At 32.8% G+C, this 18,821-nt stretch carries 18 protein-coding genes and 1 pseudogene; 3 read left to right on the forward strand and 16 right to left on the reverse strand.

Annotated elements, in window-relative coordinates:
* The 3 genes and pseudogenes from HMPREF2715_RS11895 to HMPREF2715_RS08320 all read right to left on the reverse strand — a co-directional run.
* A pseudogene (locus tag HMPREF2715_RS11895) lies at window positions 1-140 on the reverse strand (ISL3 family transposase); the annotation flags it as partial.
* A gap of 141 nt (window positions 141-281) precedes the next feature.
* Window positions 282-1,940, reverse strand: a complete 1,659-nt coding sequence (gene fakA / locus HMPREF2715_RS08315; RefSeq protein ID WP_070440716.1) for a fatty acid kinase catalytic subunit FakA — start codon at window positions 1,938-1,940, stop codon at window positions 282-284.
* A 20-nt stretch (window positions 1,941-1,960) separates the two neighbouring features.
* On the reverse strand, window positions 1,961-2,329 hold the full coding sequence (locus HMPREF2715_RS08320; RefSeq protein WP_011275975.1) for an Asp23/Gls24 family envelope stress response protein: 369 nt from the start codon (window positions 2,327-2,329) through the stop codon (window positions 1,961-1,963).
* Window positions 2,330-2,597: 268 nt separating this feature from the next.
* Here HMPREF2715_RS08320 and rpmB point away from each other — a divergent pair, with 268 nt between their 5' ends.
* The gene (rpmB, locus tag HMPREF2715_RS08325; RefSeq protein ID WP_011275976.1) at window positions 2,598-2,786 is read left to right on the forward strand and encodes a 50S ribosomal protein L28; all 189 of its coding nucleotides are present in this window, start codon (window positions 2,598-2,600) and stop codon (window positions 2,784-2,786) included.
* Between the two features lie 61 nt (window positions 2,787-2,847).
* On the opposite strand, the gene HMPREF2715_RS08330 is transcribed toward rpmB, so the two are convergent.
* The 9 genes from HMPREF2715_RS08330 to HMPREF2715_RS08370 form a co-directional block, all read right to left on the reverse strand.
* Entirely contained in the window at window positions 2,848-3,489 is a 642-nt protein-coding gene (locus HMPREF2715_RS08330) for a thiamine diphosphokinase (RefSeq protein WP_070440714.1), read from the reverse strand.
* A gap of 7 nt (window positions 3,490-3,496) precedes the next feature.
* Entirely contained in the window at window positions 3,497-4,141 is a 645-nt protein-coding gene (gene rpe, locus HMPREF2715_RS08335; protein ID WP_070839840.1) for a ribulose-phosphate 3-epimerase, read from the reverse strand.
* Entirely contained in the window at window positions 4,141-5,016 is an 876-nt protein-coding gene (gene rsgA, locus HMPREF2715_RS08340; protein WP_070581267.1) for a ribosome small subunit-dependent GTPase A, read from the reverse strand. Before rsgA ends, rpe begins: the two co-directional genes overlap by 1 nt.
* Before the next feature lie 198 nt (window positions 5,017-5,214).
* Window positions 5,215-7,242: a Stk1 family PASTA domain-containing Ser/Thr kinase gene (gene pknB, locus HMPREF2715_RS08345; protein WP_070440707.1), complete on the reverse strand. Its 2,028-nt coding sequence runs from the start codon at window positions 7,240-7,242 to the stop codon at window positions 5,215-5,217.
* Complete coding sequence (locus HMPREF2715_RS08350) at window positions 7,239-7,982, reverse strand: Stp1/IreP family PP2C-type Ser/Thr phosphatase (RefSeq protein WP_070440704.1); 744 nt, start codon at window positions 7,980-7,982, stop codon at window positions 7,239-7,241. Before HMPREF2715_RS08350 ends, pknB begins: the two co-directional genes overlap by 4 nt.
* Window positions 7,983-7,987: 5 nt before the next feature.
* A complete protein-coding gene (gene rlmN / locus HMPREF2715_RS08355) occupies window positions 7,988-9,082 on the reverse strand; it encodes a dual-specificity RNA methyltransferase RlmN (RefSeq protein WP_011275982.1) in 1,095 nt (364 codons plus the stop codon).
* Window position 9,083: 1 nt separating this feature from the next.
* Window positions 9,084-10,391, reverse strand: a complete 1,308-nt coding sequence (gene rsmB, locus HMPREF2715_RS08360) for a 16S rRNA (cytosine(967)-C(5))-methyltransferase RsmB (protein ID WP_070581851.1) — start codon at window positions 10,389-10,391, stop codon at window positions 9,084-9,086.
* On the reverse strand, window positions 10,388-11,320 hold the full coding sequence (gene fmt, locus HMPREF2715_RS08365; RefSeq protein WP_070440719.1) for a methionyl-tRNA formyltransferase: 933 nt from the start codon (window positions 11,318-11,320) through the stop codon (window positions 10,388-10,390). The genes rsmB and fmt overlap by 4 nt, the downstream gene beginning before the upstream one ends.
* Window positions 11,313-11,801 (reverse strand): peptide deformylase, encoded by a 489-nt coding sequence (locus HMPREF2715_RS08370; protein WP_070440698.1) that lies wholly within the window; start codon window positions 11,799-11,801, stop codon window positions 11,313-11,315. Before HMPREF2715_RS08370 ends, fmt begins: the two co-directional genes overlap by 8 nt.
* 177 nt (window positions 11,802-11,978) lie before the next feature.
* Here HMPREF2715_RS08370 and HMPREF2715_RS08375 point away from each other — a divergent pair, with 177 nt between their 5' ends.
* The gene (locus HMPREF2715_RS08375; protein ID WP_037537906.1) at window positions 11,979-12,182 is read left to right on the forward strand and encodes a TM2 domain-containing protein; all 204 of its coding nucleotides are present in this window, start codon (window positions 11,979-11,981) and stop codon (window positions 12,180-12,182) included.
* A gap of 62 nt (window positions 12,183-12,244) precedes the next feature.
* Here HMPREF2715_RS08375 and priA read toward each other — a convergent pair whose 3' ends face one another.
* From priA to gmk, 4 genes are all read right to left on the reverse strand, one after another.
* Window positions 12,245-14,653, reverse strand: a complete 2,409-nt coding sequence (gene priA, locus HMPREF2715_RS08380) for a primosomal protein N' (RefSeq protein WP_070581849.1) — start codon at window positions 14,651-14,653, stop codon at window positions 12,245-12,247.
* Window positions 14,653-15,852, reverse strand: coding sequence for a bifunctional phosphopantothenoylcysteine decarboxylase/phosphopantothenate--cysteine ligase CoaBC (gene coaBC / locus HMPREF2715_RS08385; protein WP_070581846.1), 1,200 nt, complete (start codon window positions 15,850-15,852; stop codon window positions 14,653-14,655). Before coaBC ends, priA begins: the two co-directional genes overlap by 1 nt.
* 163 nt (window positions 15,853-16,015) lie before the next feature.
* The gene (gene rpoZ, locus HMPREF2715_RS08390; RefSeq protein ID WP_037552333.1) at window positions 16,016-16,228 is read right to left on the reverse strand and encodes a DNA-directed RNA polymerase subunit omega; all 213 of its coding nucleotides are present in this window, start codon (window positions 16,226-16,228) and stop codon (window positions 16,016-16,018) included.
* The gene (gmk, locus tag HMPREF2715_RS08395) at window positions 16,228-16,851 is read right to left on the reverse strand and encodes a guanylate kinase (RefSeq protein ID WP_037552335.1); all 624 of its coding nucleotides are present in this window, start codon (window positions 16,849-16,851) and stop codon (window positions 16,228-16,230) included. The genes rpoZ and gmk overlap by 1 nt, the downstream gene beginning before the upstream one ends.
* A gap of 158 nt (window positions 16,852-17,009) precedes the next feature.
* Between gmk and HMPREF2715_RS08400 the strand changes: the two genes are divergently transcribed.
* Entirely contained in the window at window positions 17,010-18,707 is a 1,698-nt protein-coding gene (locus HMPREF2715_RS08400; protein ID WP_070440689.1) for an Rqc2 family fibronectin-binding protein, read from the forward strand.
* Window positions 18,708-18,821 lie beyond the last annotated feature (114 nt).

Below are 18,821 nucleotides of genomic sequence, written 5' to 3' on the forward strand. Positions count from 1 at the left end.
TTCACAATGTGTAGGTTGATAAGTGAGCTCGGCACAGTAAAACAAGCTCATTCGTCCTTTGTTTTTTTCTCAATCACTTCATCTGAAAATTTTAGATTTTTATCTTTAATTCTTAATGTATTTAATATAGACTTACACATAGGCGCATTACCTTTCTTTTTTATTTTGTTTGGTAGCTAATAATTATAGAGGTAATTGCGCCATTTTTGCATTCAAACATAAAAAATAGCTATGAAGCATTCTATAGTCATAGATTACTTCATAGCTATTTTAGTAATTAGTTATTCAACTGAGAATAAATATTGATAAATCGGTTGCCCACCATTATGTTCTTCTACTTCAACATCTGGGTATTCACTTTCAACCCATTCTACTAATTTGTCAGAGATTTCATCATTTGCATCCTCACCAGCAATGATAGTTAAAATTTCACTATCTTCGTTAAGCATAGCTTTAAGCAAACCAGTGACTGTAGCAAATTCATCATCATTGCTTGTAACAATTTTGCTTTCTGACAATCCCATGAATTCGCCTTTTTTAATTTCTACACCATCAATTTTAGTGTCACGAACAGCAAATGTTACTGAACCAGATTTCACTGATTCTAATGCTGTTGTCATATGAGAGTGATTATCTTCAAGTGATGATGAAGGATCGTATTGGAACAATGCCGCAATACCTTGTGGAATTGATGTTGTAGGTATAACAACTGTATCCGCTTCAACTAAAGTTGCAGCTTGATCACTCGACATTCTAATATTTTTATTATTCGGTAGAATAATAGCGCGTTTGCATTGCGATTGCTCAATTACTTTCACAATATCTTCTGTTGAAGGATTCATTGTTTGCCCACCACTTATGATATGTGTCGCACCCATAGATGTAAACAATTCAGAAATACCATCACCCATTGAAATCGCGATAATCGCAGTCTCAACTGTTTTTGATTCTTCTTGCTGTTCAGAATGATGATTTAGTTTCTCTTTTCTAATCACTTCACGATGTTGTTCACGCATATTTTCAACTTTTAATTTAATAAGTTCACCATACTCTTGACCATAGTTGAACACTTCACCAGGCGTTTCAGTATGTACGTGCACTTTAACAATTTCATCATCATTAATCACAAGTAAAGAATCACCGAATTGACTCATATCTGTTCTAAATGTTTGTTCATCAAATGCTCTTTTATCTTTTCCAAAGCGAACCATCATTTCAGTACAATAGCCGTATTTAATATCTTCAGTATTTATCACACCGTGGAAATCATGTTCTTCATGTACTAATTCTTCTGTGTTTAACTTTTCTTTTTTAGCTTCAATAGTTTGACCTGTCAATCCTTTTAAGAAGCCTTCATACACACATAGTAATCCTTTACCGCCACTATCTACTACACCAACTTCTTTTAATACGGCAAGTAGATTTGGCGTATTATTTAATGATTTTTCAGCTTCCGCAATTGTATATTCCATAACTTCAACGCAATCATCTGTTTCTTCGGCTTTATTAACCGCAGCTTTTGCAGCATCTTTAGCAACAGTTAAGATCGTACCTTCAACCGGTTTCATCACTGCTTTATAAGCTGTATCAACTCCCGCTTGAAAACTACTTGCAAGTTGTTGCGCATTTATTTCATTTTCAGTTTCGATATTTTTACAGAAACCTCTAAATAATTGAGATAGAATAACACCTGAGTTGCCACGAGCACCCATAAGTAATCCTTTAGAGAATGTCTTCCCTAATTCACCAATGCTTTGAGATAAATTATTTTCAACTTCTTCACGTCCAGAAGTAATTGTAAGATTCATATTCGTTCCTGTGTCGCCATCTGGCACAGGGTATACATTTAAAGAATCCACTAAATCTGCATTATTAGATAAATTTTGTGCCCCTTGTATTATCATATCGGCAAATAATTTACCATTAATTTTGCTAATCATCCTGCTAAGTCCTCCTATACCTACTTGCCCTTATTATTAAGTCTTACACCTTGTACAAATATATTAATTGAATTCACTTTAACATTTAGTGAGTTTTCAAGTGTATATTTTACTGATGATTGTACGTTGTTTGCTACTTCTGAAATTTTTACACCATAGCTTACAATAATATACATATCTATATCAATGACACCATTGTTTTCTTTTACTTCAATGCCTCTAGCATAATTTTCATGTCCTAAAATTTCGGCAATGCCATCTCTAACTTGTTGTCTTGATGCCATACCTACAATACCATAGCTTTCAACAGCTTTGCTGCCTACTACAGAAGCAATGACTTCATTTGAGATATCGATTTTACCATAATCATTTGAGATTTCTATTGTCATCTTTATATTCCTCCTGAAATTTGTTTAAAAATGACTTACAATTAAATTCATAATTGAAAATAACCGATTCTTCCATAAATAAGTCTTAATAACTTACTTAAATATATTACATAACTCCTCAGCTTACAATTATACCATAAATTATAAATTTCAAAACATTTTTAAAGAAAACGCCTTTAATTTCGTTGCTTTAAAATTTTATATATGGTATCTTATTGAAGTATATAAGTAGTCAAGTGTATTTATATTTATTAAAGGAGGTACTTTGATGGGTAAACAATGTTACGTAACAGGTCGTAAAGCATCGACTGGTAATAATCGTTCACACGCTTTAAATGCGAATAAACGCAGATTTAATGCTAACCTTCAAAAAGTTAGAATTTTAGTTGACGGAAAACCTAAAAAAGTTTGGGTTTCTGCTCGTGCTTTAAAATCTGGTAAAGTTACTAGAGTTTAATAAATATAATGCACTAAAAAATGCCTTCATATGTGGTGAAGGCATTTTTTTATGCTTAATTTTAATTTGCATCTCTACTTCTAATTTGTAAGACTTGTCCATCATGTACTTCGATTTGTGCAATTTTCTCTTTAACCTCATTCGATAATGTAAGTGTAGATCCTTTTTCAAGAGGTTGATGATTCAAATTGTATTTAAATCCAACTAATGACAAAGCAACCATATCACTAACTGGAATAAATGAAACATATGGATAATTTTGTAATTTATGAATTTCATGACTACCTTTCTTCAATAACTTAATTTCATTTTGTAGATCTTCAACAATAATTACGATGTTTTGTTCTACATATTTTGGCTTTTGTAGTATTTGTAAAACACCCATAAAATGATCTAATCTACCACCTGTTGCGCCATAAATATGTATTTCTGTAAATCCTCTATTAACAGCTTCCTCTACACCTAATGCCAAATCAGTATCATCTTTTTCAGCCTTAACTGGTTTGATATTTAATTCGTGTTTCAATTGATGACGTTCTTCTTCTGAAACAGAATCAAAATCTCCAACTGAGAAAACTGGAATAATAGAATGATTTATTAGAATAAGTGCACCTCTATCAATCCCGCCCCAGCGGTCCTTCTTCAATGCGGTTAATACATCTGATGGCAAATGACGGTCACTACATAATAAATTGATTCGCATATCAATATCAGCCTTTCAATAATTGTGTTACCTTACCATAATCTTTCTGTTTAAAGAAATAAGAACCGGTAACAAACATATCTGCCCCATTATCAGCACATATTTTAATAGTTTCATTGTTGATACCACCATCAACTTCGATATTAAAATTTAAATTTAATGATTGTCTTAAATCTCTTAAGATTTTCACTTTTGATGCACATGCTTCTATAAATGATTGACCACCAAATCCTGGATTTACAGTCATAACAAGTACAAAATCAACAATTTCAAGTACTGGCAATAATGACTCAACTGGTGTACCAGGATTAATTACAACGCCAGCCTTCTTTCCGGCATTTTTTATCATTTGTAATGCTCTATGAATATGCTGTGTAGCCTCTACATGTATTGATATCATGTCAGCACCGTGTTCAGCAAAGGTATTAATATATTGTTCAGGTTGTTCGATCATTAAGTGAACATCAATCGGTAATTGAGTAATTGCTCTAACTGAATCAAGAATAGGAATACCAATAGAAATATTAGGTACAAATTGACCATCCATTACATCAAAGTGCAGACCATCAATTTGTGCTTCTTCTAAAGCTTTAATTTCATTCTCTAAATTTAAAAAATCGGCTGATAAAAGTGATGGGTAGATTTTCTTCATTAATATCTGACCTTTCTATTTGAAATTTCATTATATAATTGAATATAGTGATCATAGCGAAATTGTGCTAAATAACCATTTTCTAATTGCTGTTTGACATGACACTTTGGTTCCTTAATGTGGTTGCAATTTCGAAATTTACATTCCTCACCAAAGCGATTCATTTCTATAAAATAATGCTTCAATTCATCTTTATCAATATGATCGAAATCTAGCGCACTAAATCCAGGTGTATCTGCGATAAAACCAGATTCTCTTTCATACAACTCTACATGTCTAGTTGTATGTTTACCACGATTAAGCGACTTAGAGATATGATTAGTTTCTAAATTTAGTTCTGGTTTAAACGCATTGATAAACGTTGATTTACCTACACCTGATTGACCACTTAATACAATGAGCCCTTTAGGCCATGTAGCCACAACTTCTTGTTGATTCGTATGCTTACCTACAAATTGCGTATTGTAACCAATTTCTTCATAAATTTTTAACCACGCATTAATTTGTTCAATTTCATTTTCAGAGGCTAAATCCTTTTTAGTCACTAGAATACTCGGCTCTAAATTATACGAATGCGCTATAACCAAGAAGCGATCTAACAATTGCGTTGAAAAATCTGGTTCTACAGCGCTCATCACGATGATTAAGCCATCAATATTACTAACTGGTGGTCGTTTCAATTCATTATGACGCTCGTGAACGTGATGAATATAGCCCTCACTTGTGTTTTGAATTTCAAAATCAACGATATCCCCCACAATTGGTGAAAATTTCTTCTTTCTGAAAAGACCGCGTGGTTTAGTATCATATAAAGTTCCATCAACATCGACTTGATAGACACCACTAATTAGTTTGATAATTCGTCCAGTTTCCAAAATGACACCTCTTAATCATTATTTATATTAAATTATTATAGCAAATGCTTGAAGATTATTATATTCAGAAGTGAATTGAAGAAATGATTTATCATAATATATTTATTTTTTAGTTTACATAATAATTTTACGATATATTTTTCATGAAGAAACCCTTTTAGCGAATGTGCATTATTCCATTCACTAAAAGGGTTAAATTTAATATTCTATATCTTTATCTGCAATTACATCGCCATCAACTCTGATCGTATAGCCCGCGTCTGAGCCTTGCTCAATTTTAAGCGGAATCGTTATCGTTTTGTCATCTTTTATACTAAACGTTTGGCTAGCAGATGTGCCACTATTGTCCTTATCTCTAATGTAAACTTGAACTTTTTGACTTTCGTCATCTCCCGTATATGGGATGTGATATGTTTCTGTATAATTCTTAACTTTTTGTTTATCATCAGACTTGTCTTCACTAGAAGATTTAGATTTCTCTGAATCTTTGTCTTCATCTTTTGAAGATGCTTTTCCTTTTGAAACAATGAATTGTACTGTACTTCCCTCTTCAACCTCTGTATTTTTAGGGCTTTGTGAAATAATATTATCCTTTTTAACATTATTACTTGATTCTGTTGTCATTTGTACTTTCAGACCACTTTTTTCAAGTTCTTTCTTTGCAGTTTGATAATTTTTATTTTCATAATTTTTAACATATACCTTTTTAACACCTAATGATTCGGTTAAAGTAATTTGATGATCGTTTATGCGAACATAACTATCAGGATTAACACTTTGCTTAGCTATAGCACCTTTAGGTACCTGATTATTATATTCTTGATTGACTGTCACATGATCAAGTTTAGATTGTTTCAATTTATCTAATGCATCTGCTTTTTTCATGCCCATAACATTAGGCATTTTAGCACGTTCGGGCCCTTTTGAAAGCACAATATCTACTTTTTCATGCTGATTAACTCTTTCACCTTGTTTTGGTTTAGTCTTTATTATTTTATTTTCCGGATAATCATCACTGTAATCTCTAGAGATATTACCAATTTCTAAATGAGATTGTCGCAGAATTTTTTCCGCTTCTTTTTCAGTTTTACCTTTAAGATTAGGCATTTCCGCATATTTACTACCAAACATGCCCATCGCTATAAAACCAAATAAACTTGCGACTAATAAAAGTAAAATAAGCACAATAGCGAATTTCTTCTTTTTTGAACGTTTTTTCTTAGGTGGTTCATAGATTTGTGCTTCGCTAGTTTGAAAATGATGCTCATTAACAATCGGTATTTGCATCGTTTGTGCAATTTGTTTTTGTTCACTTTCTTCTTTTATTTTACTTTTAATATCTTGTCTATCAATCGATACTGTATTTGTCTCATCTTCTTCAATAGAATGCTTCTTTTCATTAGCACGACTAGAGACAAGCACACTACTTAAATCTTCTTTCATATCTTTAACACTTTGATAGCGATCAGAGGTTTTCTTCTCCGTTGCTTTAAGTACGACATTACTAAGTGATTGAGGTATTTCAGATCTTAACTCCGTTACATTTGGAATTGAATCTTGAATATGTTTTATTGCGATACTAACGGCTGTCTCACCATTAAAAGGCGGTTCACCAACTAACATTTCGTAAAGAACAATACCAATGGAATAGATATCAGTTGCTTCATTCGTAGTTTCACCTTTAGCTTGTTCTGGTGAGAGATACTGAACTGTACCTAATACATGATTCGTCTGTGTCATAGATGTTTCACTTAACGCTTTTGCAATTCCAAAGTCAAAAATTTTTAATGTTTTATTCTTATCAATTAAAATGTTCTGAGGTTTTATATCTCTATGTATGATAAGTTTTTCATGTGCTTGAGCCACACCTTTTAAAATCTGATTCGTGAAATCAATAGCTGTATCTACACTTAAAGGTCCATGGCTATGTATGTATTCTGATAAGGTAGGTCCATCTATATATTCCATAATTAGAAAGAAGAACTCTTCATCTTCTTGAACATCATATACTTCAACAATATTTTCATGTGAAAGTTGTGTCGCATTGTTAACTTCACGTTCGAAACGCTTCATCGTTTCTTCTTTTTCATTCTGAGGAATAGAGATTGCTTTAATCGCTACTTCACGATTTAAAATGGTATCTTCTGCTAAGTAAACGGTACTCATACCCCCGCCACCAAGCTTATCTACTATTTTGTAACGTTCACTAACTATCTTTCCAATCATAGATGATCACCTTCAATAGCTGCTATTAAGACACTGATGTTATCTTTTGAATCATGATTTAATGCTAATTGAATTAGTTGCTCCCCATGTTCTTCTAATGATAATGATTCATTGAAAGACTCATGAATAATTTCACCTCTAACATAGTCCGTTAAGCCATCAGAATTTAACATTATAAAGTCATAATGATTAAAACGTTTTGTAAATATATCTGGACTCACTCGTTTATCTGTCCCCATTACTTTAGTAATAATATTACGTTGCGGGTGTGTAAAAGCTTCTTCTTCAGTTATTTGACCTGTCATTACTAAATGATTTACAAACGAATGATCATAAGTAATTTGTTCAATTTCTCTAGAGTTAATTAGATAGGCTCTAGAATCCCCTATATTGGCCACTACCAATTGTTTATCAAATACAAGGGCACAAACGCATGTTGTACCCATACCTTTGTATTCTTCATTAGTTTGAGCATATTCAAATAGTTCACGATTAATCTCTTTTAAATTAAAACGCAACCAAGTTTCGGCTTGTTCATACTCTATAAAATTCTCATCTTCAAAACGTTTTTGAAGTTCATAAGTAACAAACTGACTTGCAATTTCCCCCGCTTTATGACCACCCATACCATCACATAATACTAATAACTGTTGTTGGGTTTGGTTATAAAAAATACCTCCTGCATCTTCATTTTTATTTCTATGTTGTCCAGTATCTGTGAAAAATTGTGCGTTTAGCATTGTGATTACCTCGTTTCTACTTGTCGTTCCTTCGCTCTTAATTGTCCACATGCTGCGTCAATATCTGATCCTTGTTCTCTTCTAATTGTAGCATTAATACCTAATCGTTTTAGTTCTTTTTCAAATTTAAAAATATCGTCTTTAGGTGTTTTGACGTAATTTCGTTCTGGAACATGATTAACTGGGATTAAGTTAACATGACAATTCAAATCTTTAATAAGATGTGCTAAATCACGTGCGTGCTCTAGTTGATCATTTACGCCACCGAACAATCCATATTCAAATGTCACACGGCGATTTGTTTTTTCTTGATAATATTTGATTGCTTCCATTAATTTATCTACATGATATGCTCTGTTAATCGGCATTAATTTAGATCGAATTTCATCTTTAGCTGCATGCAAACTTACGGCAAAGTTAATTTGAATGTCTTCTTCGGCAAAATCATAAATACGTGGAATAATACCTGATGTTGAAACTGTAATATGGCGTGCACCGATGTTTAAACTGTTGTCATCATTAACAATACGTAAGAAATCCATCATTTCATCATAATTCTCAAAAGGTTCACCAATACCCATTATAACAATTTGGGATACACGTTCATCAGTTGCATCTAATGCTTTTTGAACTGTTAAGACTTGTGAAACAATTTCTCCTGCTTCTAAATTACGTTTTAAGCCTCCTAATGTTGAGGCACAGAATGTACAACCGATACGACAACCAACTTGAGTTGTCACACAAACTGAATTTCCATAGTCATGTCGCATTAATACGGTTTCAATAGTATAGCCATCTTGTAGTTCAAATAGGAATTTAATTGTTCCATCTTTACTTTCTTGTTTAACAACAGTAGTTAAAGTTGTCATTGCAAAATTATCTTTTAAAACTTGACGCAAATCTTTGGATAAATTTGTCATGTCATCAATGCTATCTACGCGCTTTTGATATAACCATTCAAATATTTGTTTGGCTCTAAATTTTTGTTGGCCGTGTTCTACTAACCATTCTTGCATTTCATCATATCTTAATGAGTAAATCGACTGTTTTTCAAAATCAGGCAAGAATTTATTTTTCTTCTTTTTTTCAGTAGTTATCATCTTAACTTTCCTTTCTTTTTATTTTAGTGATGAAAAAGCCATCCGAATTAAAATCTTGGGGTAGAATTTGTATTGTCTTCACTTGTTCACCGGTAACTGGGTGAGTCATAAGTTCAAATTCGAAGTCTTTATTATTTTTTAAAAATGTATAAATAACATTTTCATTTTCAAGTTGTTCAATAGTGCATGTTGAATAAACTAGTGTACCACCAGGTTTCAAGTTATCTTTCACATTGTCTAATATCTCTAACTGTAATTCAACTAAGTCTTGAATATCTTGTTGCGTTTGAACATATTTAATTTCTGGCTTGTGTCTAAGCACACCTAAACCACTACACGGTGCATCGACGAGAATTTTGTCATATACATCTTTGTAAGGTTTTGTTGCATCATGATCAAAAGCTTTAATGTTATTAAGTTGTAACTTTACAACATTTTCTTTTATTAAACCAATTTTATGCTTATGGATATCTGTAGCATCCACGTGACCACTTGGCGCCAATAACTCAGCTATGTGACACGCTTTACCTCCAGGTGCACTACAAGCATCTAAAATAACATCATTTTCTTTAACATCCATCAAATATCCTACAAACATTGAGCTTTTATCTTGAATAGAAATATTACCATTCTTAAAGTTTAAAGATTCAATAATTGGACGCCCTTTTAGATGTAAACAATATGGAATCAATTCATCGACTTTAACTTCATATCCTTCACCTTGCAAACTTGACACAACGTCTTCAACTTTATTTTTACTTGTATTAACACGTACTGTACCCGCAGTTTGATCAAAAAATGATGATGCAATCTTTCGTGTCGTTTCAACACCATAGTGCGTAATCCAATGTTCAATAATCCACTTTGGAATACTATATTCAATGGCCATACGCTGCTTATCATTCTTAATAGATTCTAAACTTGGCAATTCACTTCTAAAGATTGTTCTCAATATTGCGTTTACAACATTACCGTTATGAGGCCCCCCACGATGCTTTGCAATATTTACTGCTTCGTTGATAATGGCATGATTCGGTACTTTATCTAGATAAATATATTGATATAAACTCATCCATAACAGTTGTCTGACCCAACTTTTTATTTTAGTCTTCACAAAAGGTCTAAGATAGAAATCCAATGTCAATTTTCTCTTTACTGTCCCATATACGAGTTCAGTATATAAAGGTTTATCGATATTAGAAACATTACCAGCAGATAAAACTTCATTGATTCTCAGATTACTGTATGCATAGTCATTAAATATTTCTTGAATTGTTTGAAACGCTAATTCTCTCACTGATTGTGTCATTTTAATATTTTCCCAACTAGCGATTCTTGTACACCGCTTAAATAATTTGATGCCAGCATACGTTTCTTGCCAGCTAATTGAATATCTGTTAAAGCAATTGCATCATCTGATCCTGTAGCAACAACAATTGACTTTTTAGTCGTCTCTATGATCTCACCAGGTTGACCATTTTTATTACTGACGATATGTGCTGCATATAATTTTAAATTTGTATCATCCATAGTTGTATAGCCAACTGGCCATGGTGATAAGCCACGAATATGATTATGAATATCTTTTGCATTCATAGTCCAATCAATTCTTTCATCTTCTCTGCTAATATTTGAAGCGAATGTTGCTTGTGCATCATCTTGTGCAATACTATCATTCGTGCGATTTACAATTGAAGGTAGCGTTTCTTTTAGTAGTTTAGCACCGAGTACACTAAGCTTATCATGCATCGTACCTACATCGTCATTATCTTCAATATTAATAGCTTTTTGTGAAATAATATTTCCTGCATCTAGCTTTTTAACCATATACATGATTGTGATTCCTGTTTGAGCTTCACCATCTATTATCGCTTGATGTATTGGTGCGCCACCGCGATACTTTGGTAATAATGATGCATGAACATTAATTGCACCTAACTTAGGTAATTGTAATAACTGTTCAGGCAATAACTGTCCGAAAGCTGCAGTAACGATTAAATCGGGCTCTAACTGTAATAGTTGCTCCAATTCATCAGATTGAATTAATTTTTCTGGTTGAAGCACAGGTAAATTGTGTTCTTCAGCCACTTGTTTAACAGGTGGTGGCGTTAATACCCGTTTACGCCCAACTGGTCTGTCGGGTTGAGTCACGACTGCTATGACGTCATGCTCTTCGATTAACATTTCCAATACTTTAGTTGAAAAATCAGGTGTCCCCATAAATATCACTTTAGTCATTTTCAAAATACGCCTCCACTTCTTCATCAGTTAATAAATGCTGTGCACGTTTTGTAAATGGTATACCATTCATTTGATCGATTATATGCAGTATCATTCTAGCTACATCGTCATATGCAGTTAGTTCAATCGTATTACCTTCTAAATCATTCGCTTCAATTGTAATCATTTTACTACGTTCGACTTCTCCATATATACCCGGTAAATTTACAGATCCTTCAAGATCGATTATTTTATCATTAGATTCTGATTTAATTTTAGGATTGATTAGTTGCAATAATCCTTCAAATTCCATATCAATGATAGCTACTTGTTTACTTATGCCGATTTGAGGCGCACATAAAGCTGAGGCCTCTTTTGCATATAATGTGTCTTCCAAATCTAATAATAAATCTTTTAATGTAGCATCATACGCTTTAATAGGTTGTGCTTGTTTAGTTAATACAGGATGCGTTGACTGGACTAATTTTTGTATCGCCATTAAATATGCTCCTCTTGAAAAATTCATCATATTATTATAACTTAAATCACTTTGAAATGCGACCTTAGTCTTAAATTTAGGTACTTCAATCTGTTTTAATTGCTTTTATTTTCTATACCTTTAAAATATATATTAAAGATACCAATAAATACAATATTTAACAGTGGAGGTGTGAATATGGAAGTAAATAAAATTATATACATTGTGCTCGCATTCTTTTTAGGCGGTTTCGGCGTTCATAAATTTTATGCAGGTAAAACAATGTCAGGACTTTTACACTTGGCCTTTTTCTGGACAGGAATTCCACACATTATTGCAATTATAAGTGGCGTCTTAACTTTATTAAGACCAGCTGATGAAAACGGAAATGTTGTAATGTAATTAAAGTAAAAGAGTTACGCAATTTAGTAATCCATCCCTAATAATTGCGTAACTCTTATTTTTTACATTAATATTTGCGGATTAATGTCTATTTTTAATACTAGCTTATCCTTTAAATAAGCTTCATGATAATAATCATCTAAAAATTGAAGTGCTTTCAGTAATTCTGGTTCGCTCTTATATTTAACTAAAATTTGAAAACGATGTTCATTGTTAATTCGTGCGATGGCTGCTGGAGATGGCCCTAAAACTAACGCGCGATCCGTTAGATGTTGTAATAAAATTTGATGAATATGTTTAGAGGCCTCCATCACTTTTTTCATATTTTTATGAGATATCGTAAAATTAATTAAGAAATAGTATGGTGGGTATTTACCTATCTTTCTGAATTCCATCTCTTTTTGATAAAAGGTTAGATAATCGTTCTTTTGAACATCTTCAATAGCATAGTGTTCTGGATTGTATGTTTGAATAATAACTCTACCCGGTTTATCATGACGACCCGCTCTTCCAGCTACCTGCGTTAATAGTTGATACGTTCGTTCACTAGCACGGAAATCAGGTAGATTTAACATTGTATCTGCGTTCAAAACACCTACTAGTGTAATATTGGGATAGTCCAACCCTTTTGCAATCATTTGTGTGCCTAATAAAATATCGCCCTTACCTTCTTCAAATTCAGTAAGTAATTTCTCGTGAGCACCTTTTCTAGAAGTTGTGTCAACATCCATTCGTATAATACGCGCTTCTTCAAATTCTTGTTGCAAGATTTCTTCTACGCGTTGTGTACCAGTCCCTACTTGACGTATATGCGAACTCTCACAATTAGGACACTTATTCGGAGCCATCTCATGATAACCACAATAATGACATTTTAATTGGTCCGTAGACTTATGATAGGTTAATGAGATATCACAGTGTGGACATTGTGGTACATAACCACAATCTCGACATAACATAAATGATGCATATCCTCGACGATTAAGAAATAATACGATTTGCTCATTTTTACGTAATCGTTCTTCAATAGCCTCTCGTAATTCAATAGAAAACATCGAACGATTGCCAGCGCTTAATTCTTCTCGCATGTCAACAATATCTATTGAAGGTAAAGCCTGTTGATTAACCCTTGTAGGTAACGTTAGTAGCTGATACACACCTTTTTCAGCGCGCGCATATGATTCTAAACTTGGTGTTGCACTTCCTAAGACTAGAGGACATTGATGAAATTGACTTCTCCATTCAGCAATATCTCTCGCGTGATAACGGGGATAATCCTCTTGTTTATACGTTGATTCATGCTCTTCATCTATAATGATAATTCCTAAATTTTTAAAAGGGGCAAAAATACTTGAACGAGCTCCAACACTAACACGGGCTCTACCATCTCTAATCTTTTGCCATTCATCATACCGTTCACCATTAGATAAGCCAGAATGTAATACTGCTACATCATCACCAAAACGACGCTTAAATCGTAAAACCATTTGAGGTGTTAATGCAATTTCAGGGACTAACATCATTGCTTCTTTACCTTTATTAAGTACTTCTTCAATAGTTTGCAAGTAAACTTCAGTTTTACCTGAACCTGTCACGCCATGTAGTAAGAATGTTCGTTGTTCACTATTATTAATTTTCTCTTTAATATTTTCATAAGCAATACGTTGTTCTGAAGTCAGTTCTCGTTTCTCTTCTTGTTCAAACACTCGATTAGCAAAAGGATCACGCTCTACTTCAGCATTATATTTTTCGATAAAACCTTTTTTAACTAATCCGTCAATACTTGATTTAGAAAAACCCATTTCTTCCATATCTTTTAAAAAGACAGTTTTATGGCGCTCATCTAGAAGGTAAGCATATACATCATATTGTTTGATTTTTTTCTCAAGTTCAGCAAGGACTTCATCTGGATGATATCCATCTATAATACGTACAGCTTTCTGTGTTTTCTTTTTAATATTTTGAGATAATAGGGTTACTTCTTTTACAGTCCCAGCCTTTAAGAGTTTATTTAAAATAGGAAGATGGTCATTTTTTTGAGCATCTTTATACTTATATTGACCGTCGGAATCAAAAAATTTTAGCAACTGCTCATCCATATCATTATGTTTCACAACTTCAAAGACTTTAGTATATTTAGCTTTGATAGCACTCGGTAACATGACCTCTAATACAGAAATACTTTTTGATACATGATAATGGCTAATCCATTCACTTAATTGAATTAATTCAGAAGTTAATTCAGGCTTTATATCTTGAACTACTCTGATTTCTTTAAGTTTTTCAAGATTAATATCATCACTTGGTTCGGTTTCAATATTCATTACGTATCCTTGAATTGTACGAGGACCGAATGGAACTACAACTCTGACGCCAACTTGAATAAACGCTTCTAAATTTTTGGGTATAAGATAATCAAATTTGAAGTCAACGCTCTTAGAAGGAATATCTACTATTACCTTTGCAATCATTATTGCCACCTAGTTTCTAATTCATCTAAAATTTGTTCAGCTAATTGAACTTTTTTGCCTCTCTTAATATTAATCATTTCTTTATTTTTAAAATGCATTGTCAATTCATTATCATCTGATTTAAAACCAATCGTCTTGTCACCTACATTATTTGAAATAATGACATCTGCATTTTTTCGTTTTAACTTATCTTGTGCATATGCTTCTATATTTTGCGTTTCAGCAGCGAACCCAACTAAGTATTGTTGTCCTTTATGTTCACCTAAATATTTAAGAATATCTTTAGTACGTTTAAACGTCACAGCTAAAGCGCCATCTTGCTTTTTCATTTTATGATCTAATACTTCCATTGGCGTATAATCTGAAACAGCTGCTGCTTTAATAACCATATCTTGTTTATCAAAACGTGTCGTCACCGCTTCAAACATTTCCTCTGCACTTTCAATATGAACAACATCTATATCAATCGGATCAGTTAGTTGTGTTGGTCCAGTTACTAATGTAACGTGGGCACCTCTATTTCTTAACGCCTCAGCTAAAGCGTAACCCATTTTTCCAGAAGAACGATTTGATACAAAACGAACTGGGTCAATCACCTCGACAGTTGGTCCAGCTGTCACTAACGCATGTTTACCTTTAAATGAACTCTCTTCTTTTACCTTTTGAGAATTAAAAAAATCATTCAGGACTTTGACAATCTGCAAAGGTTCTTCCATTCGTCCTTTAGCAACATAACCACATGCTAAATAACCATCCCCAGGTTCAATAAAGTGATATCCATCTTGCATTAAAACGTTAATATTATGTTGCGTGCGGTTGTTTTCATACATATGTACATTCATTGCTGGGGCAATAAACTTTGGCGTCTCAGTAGCTATCAAGGTTGATGTCAAAATATCATCTGCTATTCCCACACTTAATTTAGCTATCACATTGGCAGTAGCTGGGGCAACTACAATCGCATCTGCCCAATCGCCTAGTGCGATATGTTGAATTTCTTGTGGATTCTCTTCCTTAAACGTATTAGTATATACTGGATTTCTACTAATAGCTTGGAAAGCTAGTGGAGTAACAAATTCTTGAGCATGTTCTGATAACATCACGCGTACATCATAACCGGCTTGTGTTAATTTGCTCGTTAAATCTATTGCTTTATATGCTGCAATACCACCTGTAACAGCTAGTAAAATTTGTTTCATAATCGTATTTCTCCCTTTTACTATCTCGATTATTAATCATTATTTATATTAAATTTATTATACACAAATTAAACGTTTAATTAAAAAGACACATCTTATTGAAAAGTGGTTATACTTAAATCAATAAGATGTGCATATGAAAAATTATATTTAATTCGTTTTTTTACATTGTGAATTCATCAGAAACTACTGGTGTAATTTTACCGCCAGCAATCTCTTCTAACGCTTCACCAACAGGTTTAGCTGAATGATATCCACTTAATAAAGCAGTTTCAGGTCTTTCATCTAATTCACGTGCACGCTTAGCTGCAGTCGTAGCAATTAAATATTTAGAATTAATTTTAGATTGTAACTGGTTTAATGGTGGGTTTAACATTATTTTTTGGCCTCCAATAACATTTTTCTATATATAGCTTCAACACGTTCGCGTTTTAAGTGTTCTGCTTCAACAATTGATTGAATACGTTTTTTCGCTAAATGGACTTCATCGTTTACCACAACATAGTCATAAAGATTCATCATCTCTACTTCTTTACGTGCTTCATTTACTCTGGATTGTATCTTCTCGTCTGATTCAGTGCCACGTCCAACTAAACGCTCTTTCAAATGATCTAAGCTAGGTGGTGCAAGGAAGATAAATAATGCATCTGGAAATTTCTTTCTTACTTGTTTGGCACCCTCTACTTCAATTTCTAAGAACACATCATGTCCAGCAGCCATCGTATCCTTAACATATTGAACAGGTGTACCATAGTAATTTCCAACGTATTCAGCATATTCAATAAATTGATCTTCCTGAATTAAAGCTTCAAATTCTTCTTTCGTCTTAAAAAAGTAATCTACACCATCAACTTCACCTTCACGCATATTTCGTGTCGTCATTGAAATAGAGTACTTATATGATGTAGTTGGATCATCAAATATCTCTTTGCGAACAGTTCCTTTACCTACTCCTGAAGGACCTGAAAGAACAATTAGTAATCCTTTTTCATTATCCATGCCTTACGACCTCTCTAAGCTATTCTTCTATTATTTAAATATAATATCATATTGTAGTTAAAATTGTATAGAGTATGCAACATAAACTTAAATCATGACGCTATCATTCTACCATGTTACAATATACTGAATGATTAAATTGAAGGTGGAAATTATTTATGGCATATGATGGCTTATTCACTAAAAAAATGGTTGAATCAATACAGTTTTTAGTATCAGGACGAATTCATAAAATCAACCAACCTGAAAATGACACTATCCTAATAGTTATACGTCAAAATCGCAAAAATCATCAACTATTACTATCCATACACCCTAGTTTTTCAAGAATGCATATTACGACTAAAAAATATGATAATCCATTTGACCCACCAATGTTTGCTCGTGTTTTTAGAAAGCATCTAGAAGGTGGCATTATTAAAGCTATACGTCAGATTGGCAATGACCGACGTATTGAAATCGATATTGAAAGTAAAGATGAAATTGGTGATACCATTTACCGCACGGTTATCTTAGAAATCATGGGTAAACATAGTAACTTGTTACTTGTTGATGACAATTACAAAATAATTGAAGGGTTTAAACATTTAACCCCTAATACCAATCAATATCGTACTGTTATGCCAGGATTCAAATATGAAGCGCCACCTACTCAAAACAAATTGAACCCTTTTAATATAACAGGCGAAGAAGCTTTAAAATATATAGATTTCAATAGTGGTAAAATTGCGAAACAATTATTAAACACTTTCGAAGGCTTTAGCCCACTCATTACTAATGAAATTGTTAATCGCTATCAATTTATGACAACGGAAACACTACCTAAAGCATATGACGAAGTTATCAACCAGACATTGAAAACACCCGTCCCTATTTTCCATAAAAATCATGAAACTGGAAAAGAAGATTTTTATTTTATGAAATTAATGCAATTTCATGATGACATGGTTGAATATGAGTCCTTACATGAATTATTAGATCGCTACTATGATGCACGTGGTGAAAGAGAACGCGTTAAACAACGCGCAAATGATTTAGTTCGATTTGTGCAACAACAATCTCAAAAATATCAGCATAAATTAAGTAAACTAATTGATGAATATGAAAGTGCTAAAGATAAAGATAAACAACAACTTTACGGTGAATTAATTACCGCTAATATTTATCGTATTAATCAAGGTGATGACGCTGTAAGTGTATTAAATTACTACACCAATGAGGAAATAACGATACCTTTGAATCCTACTAAATCACCATCAGTTAATGCGCAATATTACTACAAGCAATATAATCGTATGAAAACACGTGAACGTGAATTAGATCATCAAATTCATTTAACACGTGAAAACATAGATTATTTTGCAAATATTGAACAACAATTAGATCATATTACAGTTGATGAAATTGATGATATTCGCGATGAATTAGCAGAACAGGGATTTATGAAGCAACGTAAAAACATCAAAAAGAAAAAGAATGATAAAATTCAACTTCAAACATATATCTCTACGGATGGCGATACTATATTAGTAGGTAAAAATAATAAACAAAATGATTATTTAACTAATCGTAAAGCTCAAAAGTCCCATATATGGTTCCATACAAAAGATATTCCAGGTTCACACGTTGTCATTTTGAATGATGCACCAAGTGAAGAAACGATTAAAGAGGCAGCTATGTTAGCTGGTTATTTCTCAAAAGCGGGTAATTCTGGTCAAATTCCCGTAGACTACACGGAAATAAGAAATGTTCATAAACCTTCAGGCGCTAAACCTGGGTTTGTAACTTATGACAATCAAAAAACATTATTTGCAACTCCAGATTATGACAAAATCCAAAGTATGAAAGTCAAATAAGAACGACAAAATAACTCTATAATAAAGAATAGGATTAGAACCAAATACATTTATACATTCGGTTCTAATCCTATTTTTTATTTTGGCTCTATAATAAATTGGACTGATGACTAA

This window comes from Staphylococcus sp. HMSC062A01 (assembly GCF_001836805.1).
Taxonomy (GTDB): Bacteria; Bacillota; Bacilli; order Staphylococcales; family Staphylococcaceae; genus Staphylococcus; species Staphylococcus haemolyticus.